Annotated in this window: 13 protein-coding genes; 5 read left to right on the plus strand and 8 right to left on the minus strand. The window is 70.9% G+C overall.

What is annotated here, in order from left to right; genetic code table 11:
- Positions 1-75: 75 nt before the first annotated feature.
- From OG764_RS24250 to OG764_RS24260, 3 genes are read right to left on the minus strand one after another with little or no spacing between them, the layout of a single operon-like run.
- Positions 76-942 (minus strand): metal ABC transporter permease, encoded by an 867-nt coding sequence (locus tag OG764_RS24250; RefSeq protein ID WP_328970532.1) that lies wholly within the window; start codon positions 940-942, stop codon positions 76-78.
- A complete protein-coding gene (locus OG764_RS24255; protein WP_328973143.1) occupies positions 942-1742 on the minus strand; it encodes a metal ABC transporter ATP-binding protein in 801 nt (266 codons plus the stop codon). Before OG764_RS24255 ends, OG764_RS24250 begins: the two co-directional genes overlap by 1 nt.
- 29 nt (positions 1743-1771) lie before the next feature.
- Positions 1772-2746, minus strand: a complete 975-nt coding sequence (locus OG764_RS24260; protein ID WP_328970533.1) for a metal ABC transporter substrate-binding protein — start codon at positions 2744-2746, stop codon at positions 1772-1774.
- 216 nt (positions 2747-2962) lie between these two features.
- Between OG764_RS24260 and OG764_RS24265 the strand changes: the two genes are divergently transcribed.
- Complete coding sequence (locus OG764_RS24265; protein ID WP_328970534.1) at positions 2963-4345, plus strand: glycine--tRNA ligase; 1383 nt, start codon at positions 2963-2965, stop codon at positions 4343-4345.
- Positions 4346-4524: 179 nt separating this feature from the next.
- Here the strand turns inward: OG764_RS24265 and OG764_RS24270 are convergent, their stop codons facing one another.
- The 4 genes from OG764_RS24270 to OG764_RS24285 form a co-directional block, all read right to left on the minus strand.
- Positions 4525-5214 carry a VC0807 family protein gene (locus OG764_RS24270; protein WP_328970535.1) on the minus strand — a complete coding sequence of 230 codons (690 nt, stop codon included), beginning with the start codon at positions 5212-5214 and terminating at the stop codon, positions 4525-4527.
- Positions 5215-5346: 132 nt separating this feature from the next.
- Positions 5347-5934, minus strand: coding sequence for a TetR/AcrR family transcriptional regulator (locus tag OG764_RS24275; protein WP_328970536.1), 588 nt, complete (start codon positions 5932-5934; stop codon positions 5347-5349).
- 20 nt (positions 5935-5954) lie between these two features.
- Positions 5955-6986: an aldo/keto reductase gene (locus OG764_RS24280; RefSeq protein WP_328970537.1), complete on the minus strand. Its 1032-nt coding sequence runs from the start codon at positions 6984-6986 to the stop codon at positions 5955-5957.
- A 131-nt stretch (positions 6987-7117) separates the two neighbouring features.
- Entirely contained in the window at positions 7118-8560 is a 1443-nt protein-coding gene (locus OG764_RS24285) for an MFS transporter (RefSeq protein WP_328970538.1), read from the minus strand.
- A gap of 56 nt (positions 8561-8616) precedes the next feature.
- On the opposite strand from OG764_RS24285, the gene dusB reads away from it, so the two are divergent.
- From dusB to OG764_RS24300, 3 genes are all read left to right on the plus strand, one after another.
- Complete coding sequence (gene dusB, locus OG764_RS24290; protein WP_328970539.1) at positions 8617-9759, plus strand: tRNA dihydrouridine synthase DusB; 1143 nt, start codon at positions 8617-8619, stop codon at positions 9757-9759.
- A 355-nt stretch (positions 9760-10114) separates the two neighbouring features.
- On the plus strand, positions 10115-12823 hold the full coding sequence (gene ppdK / locus OG764_RS24295) for a pyruvate, phosphate dikinase (RefSeq protein ID WP_328970540.1): 2709 nt from the start codon (positions 10115-10117) through the stop codon (positions 12821-12823).
- A gap of 483 nt (positions 12824-13306) precedes the next feature.
- Positions 13307-14305 (plus strand): ArsR/SmtB family transcription factor, encoded by a 999-nt coding sequence (locus OG764_RS24300; RefSeq protein WP_328970541.1) that lies wholly within the window; start codon positions 13307-13309, stop codon positions 14303-14305.
- A 129-nt stretch (positions 14306-14434) separates the two neighbouring features.
- Here the strand turns inward: OG764_RS24300 and OG764_RS24305 are convergent, their stop codons facing one another.
- Positions 14435-15595, minus strand: a complete 1161-nt coding sequence (locus OG764_RS24305; protein ID WP_328970542.1) for an alkaline phosphatase PhoX — start codon at positions 15593-15595, stop codon at positions 14435-14437.
- 281 nt (positions 15596-15876) lie between these two features.
- On the opposite strand from OG764_RS24305, the gene OG764_RS24310 reads away from it, so the two are divergent.
- A complete protein-coding gene (locus OG764_RS24310; protein ID WP_328973144.1) occupies positions 15877-16284 on the plus strand; it encodes a VOC family protein in 408 nt (135 codons plus the stop codon).
- The last annotated feature ends 31 nt before the right edge of the window (positions 16285-16315 follow it).

Below are 16315 nucleotides of genomic sequence, written 5' to 3' on the forward strand. Positions count from 1 at the left end.
CGGTTCCTCCTCACATCGGCCGAAGGGCCATTGTGCCAGGCCGCCCGCCCCCGGGCGCTCCGCGCGCCCGCGGTTTCAGACCTTCACATCGTCTCGCGTGCAGAGCTCCCCGGCCGCCCGGGAGGCTTTCGCACGCCTTCTGGCCAAAGGCGCGGCCAGCAGCGACAGGACCAGGAAGACGGCGATCGCGAGCAGCACGATGGCGGCGCCGGAGGGCGCGTTCACGTAGTACGTGCTGACCGTTCCGGTCAGCGACACCGTCACGCTGATGGCGATGGCCAGGGCCAGGGTGGCGGTGAACCCGCGGGTGAGCCGCTGGGCCGCCGCGACGGGGATCACCATCATGGCGCTGACCAGCAGCAGGCCCACGATCCGCATGGCGACGGTGACCGTCACCGCGGCGGTGACCGCGATCAGCAGATTCAGGGCGCGCACGGGCAGGCCGGTGACCTTGGCGAATTCCTCGTCCTGGCAGACCGCGAAGAGCTGGCGGCGCAGCCCCAGGGTGATCGCGATGACGAAGACGGCGAGGACCGCGATGGCGGTGACGTCCTCGGCGGCGACCGTCGTGATCGAGCCGAACATGTAGCTGATCAGGTTGGCGGTGGAGCCGCCGGGCGCCAGGTTGATGATCATGACGCCGCCGGCCATGCCCCCGTAGAAGAGGACGGCCAGGGCGATGTCGCCGCTGGTCTTGCCGCGGGAGCGGATCAGCTCCATGCCGACCGCGCCGACGATCGCGACCAGGGTGGCCATCCACACCGGGCTGGTCTGGAGGAAGAAGCCGAGGGCGACACCGGTCATCGCGACGTGCCCGATGCCGTCGCCCATGACGGCCTGCCGGCGCTGGACGAGGTACGTGCCGATGGCGGGCGCGGTGATGCCGACCAGGGTGGCGGCTATCAGCGCCCGCTGCATGAAGGCGGGTTCGAGGAATTCCATCAGCTCAGCAGTCCCGTCCGGAGCGGCTCGGCGTCGTGGGCCGCGTGGGGGTGTACGTGGTCGTGGCCGGGCAGCGCGTGCTGTCCCACGGCCTCGGGGGGCGGCCCGTCGTGCACGACGCAGCCGTCGCGCAGCACGACCGCGCGGTCGATCAGGGGCTCCAGCGGGCCCAGCTCGTGCAGGACCAGCAGCACGGTGGCGCCGGCGTCGACCCGGTTGCGCAGGGCGTTCGCCAGCACCTCCTGGTTGGCGAGGTCCACGCCGGCCATCGGCTCGTCCATGATCAGCAGTTCGGGTTCGACGGCGAGCGCCCGGGCGATCAGCACCCGCTGGTGCTGGCCGCCGGAGAGTGCGTTCACCGAGGCCTCGGCGTACGGCAGCATGTCGACGAGGTCCAGCGCCCGGTCGACCGCGGCCCGGTCCGCCTTGCGCAGCAGGCCGAAGCGGGTACGGGCCAGCCGGCCGGCGGAGACCACCTCGCGGACGGTGGCGGGCACGCCGCTGGCGGCGGTGGTGCGCTGCGGCACGTAGCCGATCCGGGACCAGGCGCGGAACTTTTTGAACGGAGTGCCGAACAACGCGAGTTCGCCGCCGCTGAGCGGGACCTGGCCGACGACGGAGCGTACGGCCGTGGACTTGCCGGAGCCGTTCGCCCCGAGCAGCGCGACGACCTCGCCGCGGTGCACGGTGAGGTCGACGCCGCGCAGGACGGTGCGCGAGCCGAGGGAGGCCGTGGCCCCGCGCAGGGATATGACCGGCCGGTCCGCTTCCGCGGCCGCCGGGGACGCCGTCGACTCCATGGCTTGCGCCTCCGTCACTGCTCGGGTGGTCACTTGGCGCCGAGCGCCTTTTCGAGGTTCTTCAGGTTCGCCCGCATGACCTCGAAGTAGTCCTTGCCCTGGGACGTGTCGGTGATCCCCTCCAGGGGGTCCAGCACGTCGGTCTCGAGGCCGAGGTCGTTCGCGAGGGTGTCGGCAGTCTTCGGGCTGGCCAGCGTCTCGAAGAATACGGTGGAGACCTGCTCCTTCTTCGCGAGCGCCTGGAGCTCCTTGATGCGGGCGGGGCTCGGCTCGGACTCGGGGTCGACGCCGGTGATGCCCTCCTGGTCCAGCCCGTAGCGCTCGGCGAGGTAGCCGAAGGCGGCGTGGGTGGTGATGAAGGTCTTGCCCGCGGAGGTCTTGAGGCGGTTCTTGAACTCGGTGTCCAGGGCGGCGAGTTCGGCGGTCAGCGCTTCGGTGTTCTTGCGGTAGTCGGCGGCGTGCTCCGGGTCCGCCTTCTCGAAGGCCTTGCCGACGCCCCGGGCGATCTCGGCGTACTTCACCGGGTCGAGCCAGACGTGCGGGTCCTCGCCGGCCTCCCCGTGGCCGTGGCCGTCGTCGTGGCCGTGCTCCGCGTCCTCGGCGCCGTGGTCGTGGCCGTCGCCCGCGCCGTGGGCCTCCATGGTGGTCAGGCCCGCCGCGTCGATCTTGGTCTTGACCTGCGACTGGTCGACGGCCTTGTCCACGGCCGGCTGGAGGGACTTGAGGTAGAGGGCCACGTCCGCCTCGTCGAGCGCGGCGGTCTGGCGCGGGGTGATCTCCAGGTCGTGGGGCTCGACTCCCGGCTTGGTGAGGGAGGAGACCACCGCGTGCTCCTTGCCTATCTGCTCGGCGAGGAACTGGAGGGGGTAGAACGACGCCACGACGTCCAGCTTGCCGTCGGTGTTGCCCGCGGCGCTGGCGCCGGAGCAGGCGGTGAGGGCCGAGGCGCCGAGGGCCACGGCTCCGGCGAGGGCGGCTGCGGGTATGAGGCGTCGTACGTTCATGACACTCATTTTCATCAAAGATGGAAACGATTGTCAAAAGCCCTGGCGGGGGGCCTCCTCTCGCGCGCGCGGGGTCCAAGGGGGAACCGATTTGAAAGTGAGGGTGCGGGCGCCGGTAACCTGAGCATTCGCCCGCCCGTCGCCCGACCTCCACCCCCATCGAGGCGCTGCGCGCCGAGCCTGTCCGATTTTCGTCCTCGTAATGAAGAGAGCACCGTGGCCGCCGACAAGATCGACACCATCGTCAGCCTCAGCAAGCGCCGTGGCTTCGTCTACCCGTGCAGTGAGATCTACGGCGGCTCCAAGGCCGCCTGGGACTACGGACCGCTGGGTGTCGAGCTCAAGGAGAACATCAAGCGCCAGTGGTGGAAGGCGATGGTGACCGGGCGTGAGGACGTCGTCGGCATCGACTCCTCCGTGATCCTGGCCCCCGAGGTCTGGGTCGCCTCCGGTCACGTCGCGACCTTCTCGGACCCGCTGACCGAGTGCACCGCCTGTCACAAGCGTCACCGCGCCGACCACCTGGAAGAGGCGTACGAGGCCAAGCACGGCCGCCTCCCCGAGAACGGCCTGGCCGACGTCAACTGCCCCAACTGCGGCAACAAGGGCCAGTTCACCGAGCCGAAGCAGTTCTCCGGCATGCTGGAGACCCACCTCGGCCCGACCCAGGACACCGGCTCCAAGGCGTACCTGCGCCCCGAGACCGCCCAGGGCATCTTCACCAACTTCGCCCAGGTGCAGCAGACTTCCCGCAAGAAGCCGCCGTTCGGCATCGCGCAGATGGGCAAGTCCTTCCGCAACGAGATCACGCCCGGCAACTTCATCTTCCGCACCCGCGAGTTCGAGCAGATGGAGATGGAGTTCTTCGTCAAGCCGGGCGAGGACGAGCAGTGGCAGGAGTACTGGATGCAGCAGCGCTGGGACTGGTACCGGGGCCTGGGCATCCGCGAGGAGAACATCCGCTGGTACGAGCACCCGAAGGAGAAGCTGTCCCACTACTCGAAGCGCACCGCCGACATCGAGTACCGCTTCAACTTCGGCGGCAGTGAGTTCTCCGAGCTCGAGGGCGTGGCCAACCGCACCGACTTCGACCTCAAGGCGCACTCCGCGGCCTCCGGCCAGGACCTGACCTACTTCGACCAGGAGGCCGGCGAGCGCTGGACTCCGTACGTCATCGAGCCGGCGGCCGGCGTGAACCGCGCCATGCTCGCCTTCATGCTCGACGCGTACATCGAGGACGAGGCCCCCAACGCCAAGGGCGTCATGGAGAAGCGCGTCGTGATGCGCCTCGACCCGCGCCTGGCGCCGGTCAAGGTCGCGGTGCTGCCGCTGTCCCGCAACGAGAAGCTGTCCCCGAAGGCCAAGGGTCTCGCCGACGACCTGCGCCGCAACTGGAACATCGAGTTCGACGACGCGGGCGCGATCGGCCGCCGCTACCGCCGCCAGGACGAGATCGGCACGCCGTTCTGCGTCACCGTCGACTTCGACACCCTGGACGACAACGCGGTGACCGTGCGCGAGCGCGACACGATGAAGCAGGAGCGCGTCTCCCTGGACCAGATCCAGGCCTACCTCGGTGCGCGCCTGATCGGCTGCTAGCAGCCGCGGTGCCCCTCGGGCGGACGAGCCGGTGGCCCGGTGCGCAGTGCGCGCGCCGGGCCACCGGTCTTTCACGGGCCCGTCCGTACGGGCCGGAGGCGGCCGTCGTGCCGCCGGGTGCCGCGGGGGCCGCGGGTGCCCCGGGTGCCCCGGAGGCCGCGGGTGCCGCCCGCCGCGGGTCAGGCGGCAGCGGCGGCCGCGGCGGCGCGGGCTTCGCCCTCGGCCTTGGAGCGCTTGCCGTACAGCGTGGTCCACACGGCGAGGGCGCCGAGCACCCCGTAGATCATGACCGGGCTCAGGGTCACCATCGTCTTGGTGTCCAGGGTGTACGCGAGGACCACGCGCACGGCCGCCTCGACCACGTACGCCACGCCCCACACGGTGGTCATCCGGCGCATGGTGTGGCGGAAGCCCTCGAACTGCCACAGGCCGTTCCACCAGGCGGTGCTCTCGGGGGTGCCGTCGGTGGCGAACTTGCGGCCGAAGTAGAACATCAGCGGCCGCGGCGCGAGCAGGGTGCCCAGGCACAGCAGGCCGAACAGCCCGGTGATCGCGGAGTCCTTGACCAGCAGGGCGCGGGCCGAGTGCGCGCCGGTCAGCGAGACCACCGCGGTGATCACGATGAAGGCCAGGGTGACGACGGCGAACTCGTCGAGCTTGCGGCGCCAGGCCAGGTGGACGGCGCTGTCGAGCACCGGCCAGGCGCTGCTGAGCAGCAGGGCCGAGAACTCGCTCCAGCCGTGGTCGGTCAGCTGGTTGTACGTGATGATCGGCGCGACGACGTTGAGCCCGATCGTCAGGATCCACCCGAGCGCGGCGGCGGCGCCGGAGCGGGCGGGTGGAGCAGGACGGGTGTCCTGGGCGGGCATGTTTCCCCCTGAGGTGCGGAAAGCGCGGTAGGGGGAACGTAGGGACCGCGGGACGCGGGGGACAAGGGGCGCCGGTCCCAAATGATCGCCAAGCCGACCGGAGTGGGGAACTCCGGCCGGATCGTGCGGGGTTCAGGCCCGCAGTCCCCGGACGACCAGGTCCGACACCGCCGCGAACTCCGCGGCGATCTCGGGGCGCAGCCACTCGGGCGCGTACTGCGGGTCGTGGAAGCGGCCGGTCGCGTCGAAGACCGCGCGGGCCGCCGCCGGGACGTCCGGGGCCGCGAACTCCCCGGCGGCCACGCCCTCGGCGATGATCCGGGCCAGCTGCGCGATCAGCTCGGTGAGGTGGGCGTCGACGACCCCGCTGTTCTCGGCGAGCAGCACGGTGTACGTGGCGAACAGCTCGGGGTCGTCGCCCGCCTTGTGGCGCTTGGCGTCGAAGAGCGCGGTCAGCCAGGCCGCCAGCTTGGCCGCGGCCGTCCCGCCGGGCGCGGCGGTGATCGCCTCCAGGACGCCGACCGTCCGGCCGAGCCAGCGGTCGGTGACCGCTTCGCGCAGGGCCGCCTTGGAGGGGAAGTGCCGGTAGACGCTGCCGTGGCTGACCCCCAGGGCGCGCGCCACGTCCACCACGGTGGCCTTGGTGGGGCCGTAGCGGCGCAGCACCTCCTCGGTCGCTTCGAGGATGCGCTCGGGGGTCAGGGCTTCGGCGGCTGGCATGGAACGACCGTACCCGCCGCTCAGTGCTCGCTGTCGAGGTGGGCCATCTGCGCCGCGGGGTAGCGGTCGCCGGCGGCGGACCCGGCCGGGACCGCCGCCTCGATGGCGGCGAGGTCGGACGCGTCGAGGACCACGTCCATGGCACCGAGTGCCTCGGACAGCCGGTCCCGGCGGCGGGCGCCGACGAGCGGCACGATGTCCTCGCCGCGGGCGAGCACCCAGGCGATGGCGGTCTGCGCGACCGAGACCCCCTTGCCGTCGGCGACCTTGCGCAGGGCGTCGACCAGGTCGAGGTTGCGGTGCAGGTTGTCGCCCTGGAAGCGCGGGCTCATGCCGCGGAAGTCCCCGGGGGCCAGCAGCCGGTCGCGGGTGAAGTGGCCGCTGATCAGGCCGCGGGAGAGCACGCCGTACGCCGTCACGCCGATGCCGAGTTCGCGGGCGGTGGGCAGGATCTCCGCCTCGATGCCGCGGGAGATCAGCGAGTACTCGATCTGCAGGTCCGCGATGGGGGCGACGGCCGCGGCCCGGCGCATGCTGTCGGCGCCGACCTCGGAGAGTCCGATGTGCCGCACGTGCCCGGCCCGGACGGCGTCGGCGATCGCGCCGACGGTCTCCTCGATGGGGACCTCGGGGTCGACGCGGGCGATCCGGTAGATGTCGATGTGGTCCCGGCCGAGCCGCTGGAGCGAGTAGGCGAGGAAGTTCCGCACGGCCTCGGGGCGGCCGTCGTAGCCCGTGAAGCCGCCTTCGACGGTGCGCAGCGCGCCGAACTTCACGCTGGTGAGCGCCTTGTCGCGGGCGGCGGCGGGGGCGGTGCGCAGGGCCTCGTTGATCAGGAGCTCGTTGTGCCCCATGCCGTAGAAGTCGCCGGTGTCGAGGAGCGTGATCCCTGCGTCGAGGGCGGCGTGGATGGTCGCGATCGACTCGGTGCGGTCGGCTTCCCCGTAGAGGGCGGACATGCCCATGCAGCCGAGGCCCAGGGGGAAGACGGCGGGGCCGGTGGTGCCCAGGGTGCGGGAGGGGTGCGCGGGGCGAGTGGAGTGCGTGGTCATGCAACGAGGATGGCATGACGACTGACAGATTTCAATATCTGTCAGTCGTCATGTGTTTCGTGACGTGTTTCGGCGACGCCCGTCGGGTGCTCGACGGCCGCCCGACGCGCGAGGGGGAGGGTGTGGCGGGGTCAGCCGTGGGAGGCCCGGGCCTTGGCGGCCGGTTCGGCGGCCGCGAAGGCGCGGGCGGTGCGCTCCGCGGTGGCGCGGGCCCAGGGGCCGCTGGTCGCGGCGCCGACGGCGAGGACCGCGAGCCCGCAGCCCGTGATGATCCACCAGGCCGGCCGGGCCGCCTCGGCGAACGGGCCCTCGGCGAGCCCCGCCGCCAGCACCGCGCCGATGACCGCCACGCCGAGCGTGCTCCCGGTCTGGCGGCTGGTGGAGGCCACGGCGGCCGCCACGCCGGCCTGGGCGCGCGGCATCCCGGACACCGCGGTGTTGGTGATGGGCGCGTTGACCATGCCGAAGCCCAGGCCGAACAGGACGTAGCCCGTGAACAGCAGCGGCGTCGACGTCTCGGCGTCGAACGCGGCGAAGAGCACCCCGCTCGCCGCCATCGTCACCCCGGCGATCAACAGCGGCAGCCGGGGGCCCCGGCTGCCCACCAGCCGGCCCGACAGCGGGGCGACCAGGAAGGTCGGCGCGGCCATCGGCAGCATGAAGAGCCCGGCGTGCAGGGCGTCCAGGCCGCGGACCTCCTGGAGGTAGAGCGTGTTCAGGAACAGGAAGCCGGCCAGCGCGGCGAAGGCGCTCACCGCGATCACGGTCGCGCCGCTGAAGGGGGCGCTGCGGAAGAACCGCGGGTCGATCAGCGGTTCCGGGCGCCTCGGCTCGTACCGCAGCAGCGCCACGAGGGCGGCCACCGCGACGGCCGCGCAGCCGAGGATGAGCGGCGAACCCCAGCCCGCGACGGGCGCCTCGATGATCCCGTACGTCACCGAACCCAGCAGGGCCACGACGAGCAGCTGGCCGACGGGGTCGGCGCGGCGCGGCCGGGCGGCCCGGGACTCGGGCACGTACCGCAGGGTCAGCGCCAGGGCCACCAGCCCCACCGGCAGGTTCACCCAGAAAATGGAGCGCCAGCCGACCGAGTCCACGAGCAGGCCGCCGATCACCGGGCCGGCGGCCATCGATATGCCCACCACACCGCCCCAGACCCCGATGGCCCGGGCCCGCTCGCGCGGGTCGGTGAAGGTGTTGGTGATGATCGACATGGCGACCGGGTTGAGCATCGAGCCGCCCACCGCCTGCACCATCCGGAAGGCGATCAGCCAGCCGAGGCTCGGGGCGAGCGAGCACAGCACCGAGCCGGCCGTGAAGAGGACCAGGCCCACCGTGAACACCTTGCGGCGCCCGATCCGGTCGGCGGTGGAGCCCGCCAGCATCAGCAGCGAGGCCAGCACCAGCGTGTACGCGTCGATGGTCCACTGCATGCCCGCGACGGAGGCGTGCAGGTCGCTGCGCATCGCGGGCAGGGCCACGTTCAAGATCGTCGTGTCCAGGCTCACGATCAGCAGGCTCATGCAGCAGATCGCCAGGACCAGGAGGCGCCGCCGGGCGCTCAGCTCGGGCATGCGTTGATAGTACGCCTAACTAACGAACCGGTCGGTGGATGGGCGACAATGGGGGGATGACCACGCTCCCCGCCGCCCTGAAGATCGGCCCGCACACCGTGCAGCCGCCGGTGGTGCTCGCGCCCATGGCCGGTATCACCAACGCTCCCTTCCGCACCCTCTGCCGCGAGTTCAGCGGCGGCAAGGGGCTGTTCGTGAGTGAAATGATCACCACACGGGCGCTGGTCGAGCGCAACGACAAGACCATGCAGCTGATCCACTTCGACGCGGCCGAGACCCCGCGCTCGATCCAGCTGTACGGGGTGGACCCGGTCACCGTCGGCAAGGCCGTGCGGATGATCGTCGAAGAGGACCGGGCCGACCACATCGACCTGAACTTCGGCTGCCCGGTCCCCAAGGTGACCCGCAAGGGCGGCGGCTCCGCCCTGCCCTACAAGCGGAACCTGCTGCGCGCCATCCTGAGCGAGGCCGTCGCCGGCGCCGGCGACCTGCCGGTGACGATGAAGATGCGCAAGGGCATCGACGACGACCACCTGACCTACCTGGACGCCGGCCGGATCGCCGTGGAGGAGGGCGTCACCGCCATCGCCCTGCACGGACGCACCACCGCCCAGCACTACGGCGGCACCGCCGACTGGGAGGCCATCGCCCGGCTCAAGGAGCACGTGCCCGAGATCCCGGTGCTCGGCAACGGGGACATCTGGTGCGCCGAGGACGCCCTGCGCATGGTCCGCGAGACGGGCTGCGACGGCGTGGTCGTGGGCCGCGGCTGCCTGGGCCGCCCGTGGCTCTTCAACGACCTGGTGGCGGCCTTCGAGGGCCGGCCGCAGGACTACTACGCGCCGGGGCTCCGGGAGGTCGCCGCGGTCATGCTGCGGCACGCCACGCTGCTGGGGGAGTGGATCGGCGACGAGGCCCGCGGCGTGATCGACTTCCGTAAGCACGTGGCCTGGTACCTCAAGGGCTTCTCGGTCGGTTCGGAGATGCGCAAGAAGCTGGCGGTGACCTCCTCCCTGGCCGAGCTCGATGCTCATCTGAGCGAGCTCGATCTGGATCAGCCGTGGCCCGAGGGTGCGGACGGCCCGCGCGGCCGGACGTCCGGAAACAACCGAGTTGTCCTCCCGGATGGCTGGCTGAAGGATCCGTACGACTGTGCCTGGGTGGGTGAAGAAGCCGAACTGGACACGTCCGGAGGCTGAACGGCGGGCGTGATATGCGCCACGCATGCGAGGGGTTGCGCTCAGATGAGCACACAAATCGCGGATCTACTTCTCAAAGGGTGGCACTGGGTGCCACCCTTTGTTCGTTCAAGGGTTGAACGCAAATGTATCGATGATCGCTCAAGTGAGCGTAAACAAGCCTCAGCGGGCACCTCTCCATTCGGGATGTGAACGCTGGAACGCCTCTCTCACTACTCTTCAGTCACTTTCGATCTGCTGGCGGACGGGTGGATGAAGCCTCATGACGACCGAGTGGACGTACCGAGACGCCTTCGATCTGGGTATGTTCCTCGCCGTCAGGGCAGCCACCCGAGTCCTCGAGGAGTCGAGACCCGTGTCGGAAAACAAAGATCAGAAGTTCGTCTACGACTTCACCGAGGGCAACCGGGACCTCAAGGACCTTCTCGGCGGCAAGGGGGCCAACCTCGCCGAGATGACCAACCTGGGTCTCCCCGTCCCCCCCGGCTTCACCATCACCACCGAGGCCTGCAAGGTCTACCTGGAGAGCGGCGAGGCCCCGGTCGCGCTGCGCGACGAGGTCAGCGCCCACCTGGACGCCCTCGAAGCCAAGATGGGCAAGAAGCTGGGCCAGTCCGACGACCCGCTGCTGGTCTCCGTCCGCTCCGGCGCGAAGTTCTCGATGCCCGGCATGATGGACACGGTCCTCAACATCGGCCTGTCCGACGAGTCGGTCCAGGGCCTGGCCGCGCAGGCCGGCGACGAGCGCTTCGCCTGGGACTCGTACCGCCGCCTGGTCCAGATGTTCGGCAAGACCGTCCTCGGCATCGAGGGCGAGCTCTTCGAGGACGCCCTCGACGAGGCCAAGGCCGCCAAGAAGGTCACCGTCGACACCGACCTCGACGCCGCCGACCTGAAGAAGCTGGTCAAGCACTTCAAGAAGATCGTGGCGAAGGAAGCCGGCCGCGAGTTCCCGCAGGACGCCCGCGAGCAGCTCGACCTCGCCGTCGAGGCCGTCTTCAACTCGTGGAACACCGACCGCGCCAAGCTCTACCGCCGCCAGGAGCGCATCCCGAGCGACCTGGGCACCGCCGTCAACATCTGCTCCATGGTCTTCGGCAACCTGGGCCCCGACTCCGGCACCGGCGTCGCCTTCACCCGCGACCCCGCCAGCGGCCACGCGGGCGTCTACGGCGACTACCTCCAGAACGCCCAGGGCGAGGACGTGGTGGCGGGCATCCGCAACACCGTGCCGCTCGCGGACCTGGAGGCCATCGACAAGGCCTCGTACGACCAGCTCATCGAGATCATGACCACGCTGGAGACCCACTACAAGGATCTCTGCGACATCGAGTTCACGATCGAGCGCGGCCAGCTGTGGATGCTGCAGACCCGCGTCGGCAAGCGCACCGCCGGCGCCGCCTTCCGCATCGCCACCCAGCTCGTCGACCAGGGCCTGATCGACGAGGCCGAGGCGCTCCAGCGCGTCACCGGCCACCAGCTGGCGCAGCTGATGTTCCCGCGCTTCGACGACGGCGCGACGACCACCCTGCTGGGCCGCGGCATCGCCGCCTCCCCGGGCGCGGCGGTCGGCAAGGCCGTCTTCGACTCGTACACGGCCGTCAAGTGGTCCCGCTCCGGCGAGAAGGTCATCCTGATCCGCCGCGAGACCAACCCGGACGACCTGGACGGCATGATCGCCTCCGAGGGCATCCTGACCTCGCGCGGCGGCAAGACCTCGCACGCCGCCGTCGTCGCCCGCGGCATGGGCAAGACCTGCGTCTGCGGCGCCGAGGAGCTCGACGTCGACACCAAGCGCCGCCGCATGACGGTCGGCGAGACGGTCATCGAAGAGGGCGACGTCGTCTCCATCGACGGCTCCACCGGCAAGGTGTACCTCGGTGAGGTACCCGTCGTACCGTCCCCGGTCGTCGAGTACTTCGAGGGCCGCATGCACGCCGGCGCCGACGACGCCGACGAGCTGGTCGCCGCCGTGCACCGGATCATGGCCTACGCCGACCGCGTCCGCCGCCTGCGGGTCCGCGCCAACGCCGACAACGCCGAGGACGCGCTGCGCGCCCGCCGCTTCGGCGCCCAGGGCATCGGCCTGTGCCGCACCGAGCACATGTTCCTCGGCGAGCGCCGCGAGATGGTCGAGCGCCTGATCCTCGCGGACACCGACGAGGAGCGCGAGGGCGCGCTGGCCGCCCTGCTGCCGCTGCAGAAGAAGGACTTCATCGAGCTGTTCGAGGCGATGGACGGGCTGCCCGTCACCGTCCGCCTGCTCGACCCGCCGCTGCACGAGTTCCTGCCCGACATCACCGAGCTGTCGGTGCGCGTCGCCCTCGCCGAGGCCCGCAAGGACCACAACGAGAACGACCTGCGCCTGCTCCAGGCCGTGCACAAGCTGCACGAGCAGAACCCGATGCTGGGTCTGCGCGGTGTCCGTCTGGGCCTGGTCATCCCCGGCCTGTTCGCCATGCAGGTCCGGGCGATCGCCGAGGCCGCGGCCGAGCGCAAGAACGCCAAGGGCGACCCGCGCGCCGAGATCATGGTCCCGCTCGTCGGCACCGTCCAGGAGCTGGAGATCGTCCGCGAGGAGGCCGACCGGATCATCGCCGAGGTGGAGGCCGCGACCGGCACCAGCCTCAAGCTGACCATCGGCACCATGATCGAGCTGCCGCGCGCCGCGCTGACCGCCGGCCAGATCGCCGAGGCCGCGCAGTTCTTCTCCTTCGGTACGAACGACCTGACCCAGACCGTGTGGGGCTTCTCCCGCGACGACGTCGAGGCCAGCTTCTTCACCGCGTACCTGGAGAAGGGCATCTTCGGGGTCTCCCCGTTCGAGACCATCGACAAGGACGGCGTGGGCTCGCTGGTCCGCAGCGCCGTCCAGTCCGGCCGCGCCACCCGCCCCGACCTCAAGCTCGGCGTCTGCGGCGAGCACGGCGGCGACCCGGAGTCGGTGCACTTCTTCCACGAGGTCGGCCTCGACTACGTCTCCTGCTCGCCCTTCCGGATCCCGGTGGCGCGCCTGGAGGCCGGCCGTGCCGCCGCCGAGGCCAAGGGCAGCGACAGCCGCTGACCCCGCCGGGGCCGGCCGATCACGGCCGGCCCGCCACCCCCCGACCGCGCCCTCCCCGGGGATCCCTGACACCTCGGGGCGGGGCGCACCCAATCCGGAACCGCCGCAGGCTCCCTCACCGAGGCTGCGGCGGTTCCGGTGCGTCCGGGGCCGGTACGACCGGCTCCGGCTGATCAATGGGAAACGGGAATTGAAACACCAGCAGGCGGCGGACGGATCCCCACCCGTCCGCCGCCTCCTGTCAATCTGCCGGACACGTCGGCGCATCCCAGTGCGACCGACCGCCAGGCTCCGCAAAGCCCCCCACGGCCTTCGCGGAGCGTTTCCGGTCGCCCCGGAGTGTGCCCGGCGGAGTACAGCATTTCGCTTGTCACGCCCCTGCCGAAAGGGGTTTCAACTGTGGCCGAAAGGGCGTGGTGACGTCCCGTGACGGTGTGCATACTCGTGGGGCGGGGGGATTGCGGTTGCACAGGTGGGGGTTCGGTGCTGCGTATCCATTTCACTGGAGTGGACCTGGCACGGGTGCGGATGGCAGGAAGACCCGATGCGTTGTGGGAAACGATTCTGAGTTTCCATCGATTAAGAGACCGGCGGGATGTCCGACTGTTTGGTGAATGGCGTACGGAAACACGTACCCGGTTGAATGGTGAAACACGCCTCCTTGGCGCGTTGATACCTGCCCGCGGGTATTTCCCGGACTTCCTGACCCCCGGCGAGGGGCAGTACGGCATCGATCTCGGGCTGGACGCGCTCTCGGGGACGCGCGCCCACCGGATCCGCCGGGAGACCGGGCTGCTGGCCGCGGCCGGGCAGCCGCTGCCCGGCCGGGTGCGGGAGTTCGCCGAAGGCGGGGAGGGGCAGCTGCCGCGTCTCGTCTCGGAGCTGCGCCGGTACCACCGGGCGGCCGTGGAGCCGTACTGGACGCACATCCAGGCCCAGATCGAGGCGGAGCGGGCCGCACGCGGCCGCGCCCTGCTCGACGGCGGCGCGGACGAGCTGCTGGCCTCGCTGCCCTCGATGATGCGCTGGCGGGCACCGGTGCTGGAGTGCGACTACCCGGTCGACCGGGACGTGCGGCTGCGCGGGCGGGGACTGCTGTTGCAGCCCTCGTTCTTCTGCCGGCGCACCGCGGTCACCCTCCAGGACCCGGACCTGCCGCCGGTGCTCGTCTATCCGGCGGCGGCCCAGCTCGCCTCGACGCGTACGGGCACGGATCAGGCGCGCCCGGAGGACTACCGCCAGCGGACCCTCGGGAAGCTGGTCGGGCACACGCGCTCGGTGGTCCTGCGGGCCATCGGGGACGGGGCCACCACCAGCGAGCTGGCCCGCCGGGCCGGGGTGTCCCTGGCCTCGGCCAGCCAGCACGCCTGCGTGATGCGCGAGGCGGGCCTGGTGACCACGCTGCGGCACGGCAACGCCGTCCTGCACACGGTCACCCCGCTGGGCGCGGCCCTGCTGCGCGGTGGGGCGGTCGCCTCGTAACGCGACACGGGCGGGACCCGGCGCCCCGGAGCGGGGCGCACGACAGCGCGGAAGGCCCCCCGCCGGGAACGTCCCGGCGGGGGGCCTTCGCGGTTGCTCAGTTGCTCGGGCTCCTGAACCCCGGGTCGCTCAGGTGCGGAACGGGCCCGTCACCTCGTAGGTGATGCCGCCCGAGGAGCTGCCGCTGGTGCCGCGCTGGCTGGAGAAGTACAGCCGGTTGCCCGCGGGGGAGAAGGCCGGGCCGGTGATCTCGGAGGAGGACTGGCCGGTGACCCGCAGGAACGGCGCGACCACGTCGTCCGGGGTGATCACGCAGATCTCCAGGTTGCCGCCGTCCTCGGCCACGTACAGGTCGCCGAAGGTGGAGCCGGTGACGTTGTCCACGCCGGTCAGCGGGGCGCCGCCGCCGACCACCAGGGAGTCGTCGTAGGCCAGTTCGTACGTGCTGTTCGCCAGGTTGAGCTGCCAGACCCGGTTGTCGCCCTTGGTGGTGAACCAGACGGTGTCGTTCGCGTAGTGGCAACCCTCGCCGCCGTTGAACTTCTTGGAGGCGGAGACCTGGCTGCGGGTCGCGGTCGGCGATCCGTCCGGGTCCGGCACGTTCTGCCAGGTGAAGGAGCCGGAGGTGGCGGTGCCCGCGACCATCACCTGGAGGGTGCCGGAGGAGAGGTTGCCCCAGGTGGTGGGGAGGAAGCGGTAGAAGCAGCCGTTGGTCTCGTCCTCGGTCAGGTAGATCGCCCGGCGGACCGGGTCGGCGGCCGCGGCCTCGTGCTTGAACTTGCCCATCGCGGGGCGCTGCACGGCCGCGTTGACCCCGTACGGGTCGGTCTCGTAGACGAAGCCGAGGCTGACCTCCTCGCAGGACAGCCAGGTGTTCCACGGGGTCTTGCCGCCGGCGCAGTTCTGCCGGGTGTTGGACAGGATCCGGTAGGCGCCGGTGACCGTGCCCGCCGAGTTGAACTTCACCGCGCTCGCGCCGCCGGAGGGGTTGATCTCCGAGTTGGAGACGTAGATCCAGCCCGTGCCGTCGGCGAAACAGGCGCCGCCGTCGGGCGCGTTGTGCCAGGTGTACGAGGTGCCGGAGACGGTCTGCCCGGACCGGGCGATGACCCGGCTGCTGAAGCCGCCGGGCAGCATGATCCCGTTCGCGTCCGCCGCGCCGAGCGCCCCGTAGGGGCCCGGTCCGGGCTGGGCGGGAGCGGCGTAGGCCGCTCCGTGCATCAGGGTGCCGCCGAAGGCTGCGGCCGAGGTGCCGATGACGGCACCGCGCAGGAAGGTCCGACGTTCCACGGTCACTCCAGGGGGAAGTGAGGCCCCCACGGGCAGGCCGGCCGCGGGGGTGGCGCGCCGAGGAACCTAGGGGCGCGGCATGACCGCCGAGGCAACGGTGCGTGACCGGTCGGGAACCGGCGGCCGTCCGGGACGCTTTTCCGCAGCGTTCGAAAAAAACGCCGAACGGCCGATGAGTCCGGAGCGAGCCGCCGGTCTACCCCTTCGTAAGCACCATGAGCACCACGCACCACGCACCAGGCTCCCCGCACCACGGAGCCGCCGAGAGAGACGAGAGCGCGATGTCCGCCACCATGATCTTCGTGAACCTGCCGGTCAAGGACCTGGCGGCCAGCCGGGCCTTCTGGGAGAAGGTCGGCTACTCCTTCAACCCGCAGTTCAGCGACGACACCGCGGCCTGCCTGGTCATCAGCGACACGATCTACGCCATGCTGCTGACCGAGGCCAAGTTCAACGAGTTCAACAAGAAGGAGATCGCGGACACCACCCGCACGTCCGCGGCGATCATCGCGCTGTCCGCCGACAGCCGGGAGAAGGCGGACGAGCTGGCCGGTGCCGCGCTGGCGGCCGGCGCCACCGAGGCCCGCCCCGCCGACGACTACGGCTTCATGTACGCCCGCTCCTTCGAGGACCTCGACGGCCACAACTGGGAGGTCTTCTGGATGGACCCGGCCCACGTCGAGGGCTGATCCCCGCCGGCCCCGCGGGTCGCGGGGCCGT

Source organism: Streptomyces sp. NBC_00239 (genome assembly GCF_036194065.1).
Taxonomy (GTDB): domain Bacteria; phylum Actinomycetota; class Actinomycetes; order Streptomycetales; family Streptomycetaceae; genus Streptomyces.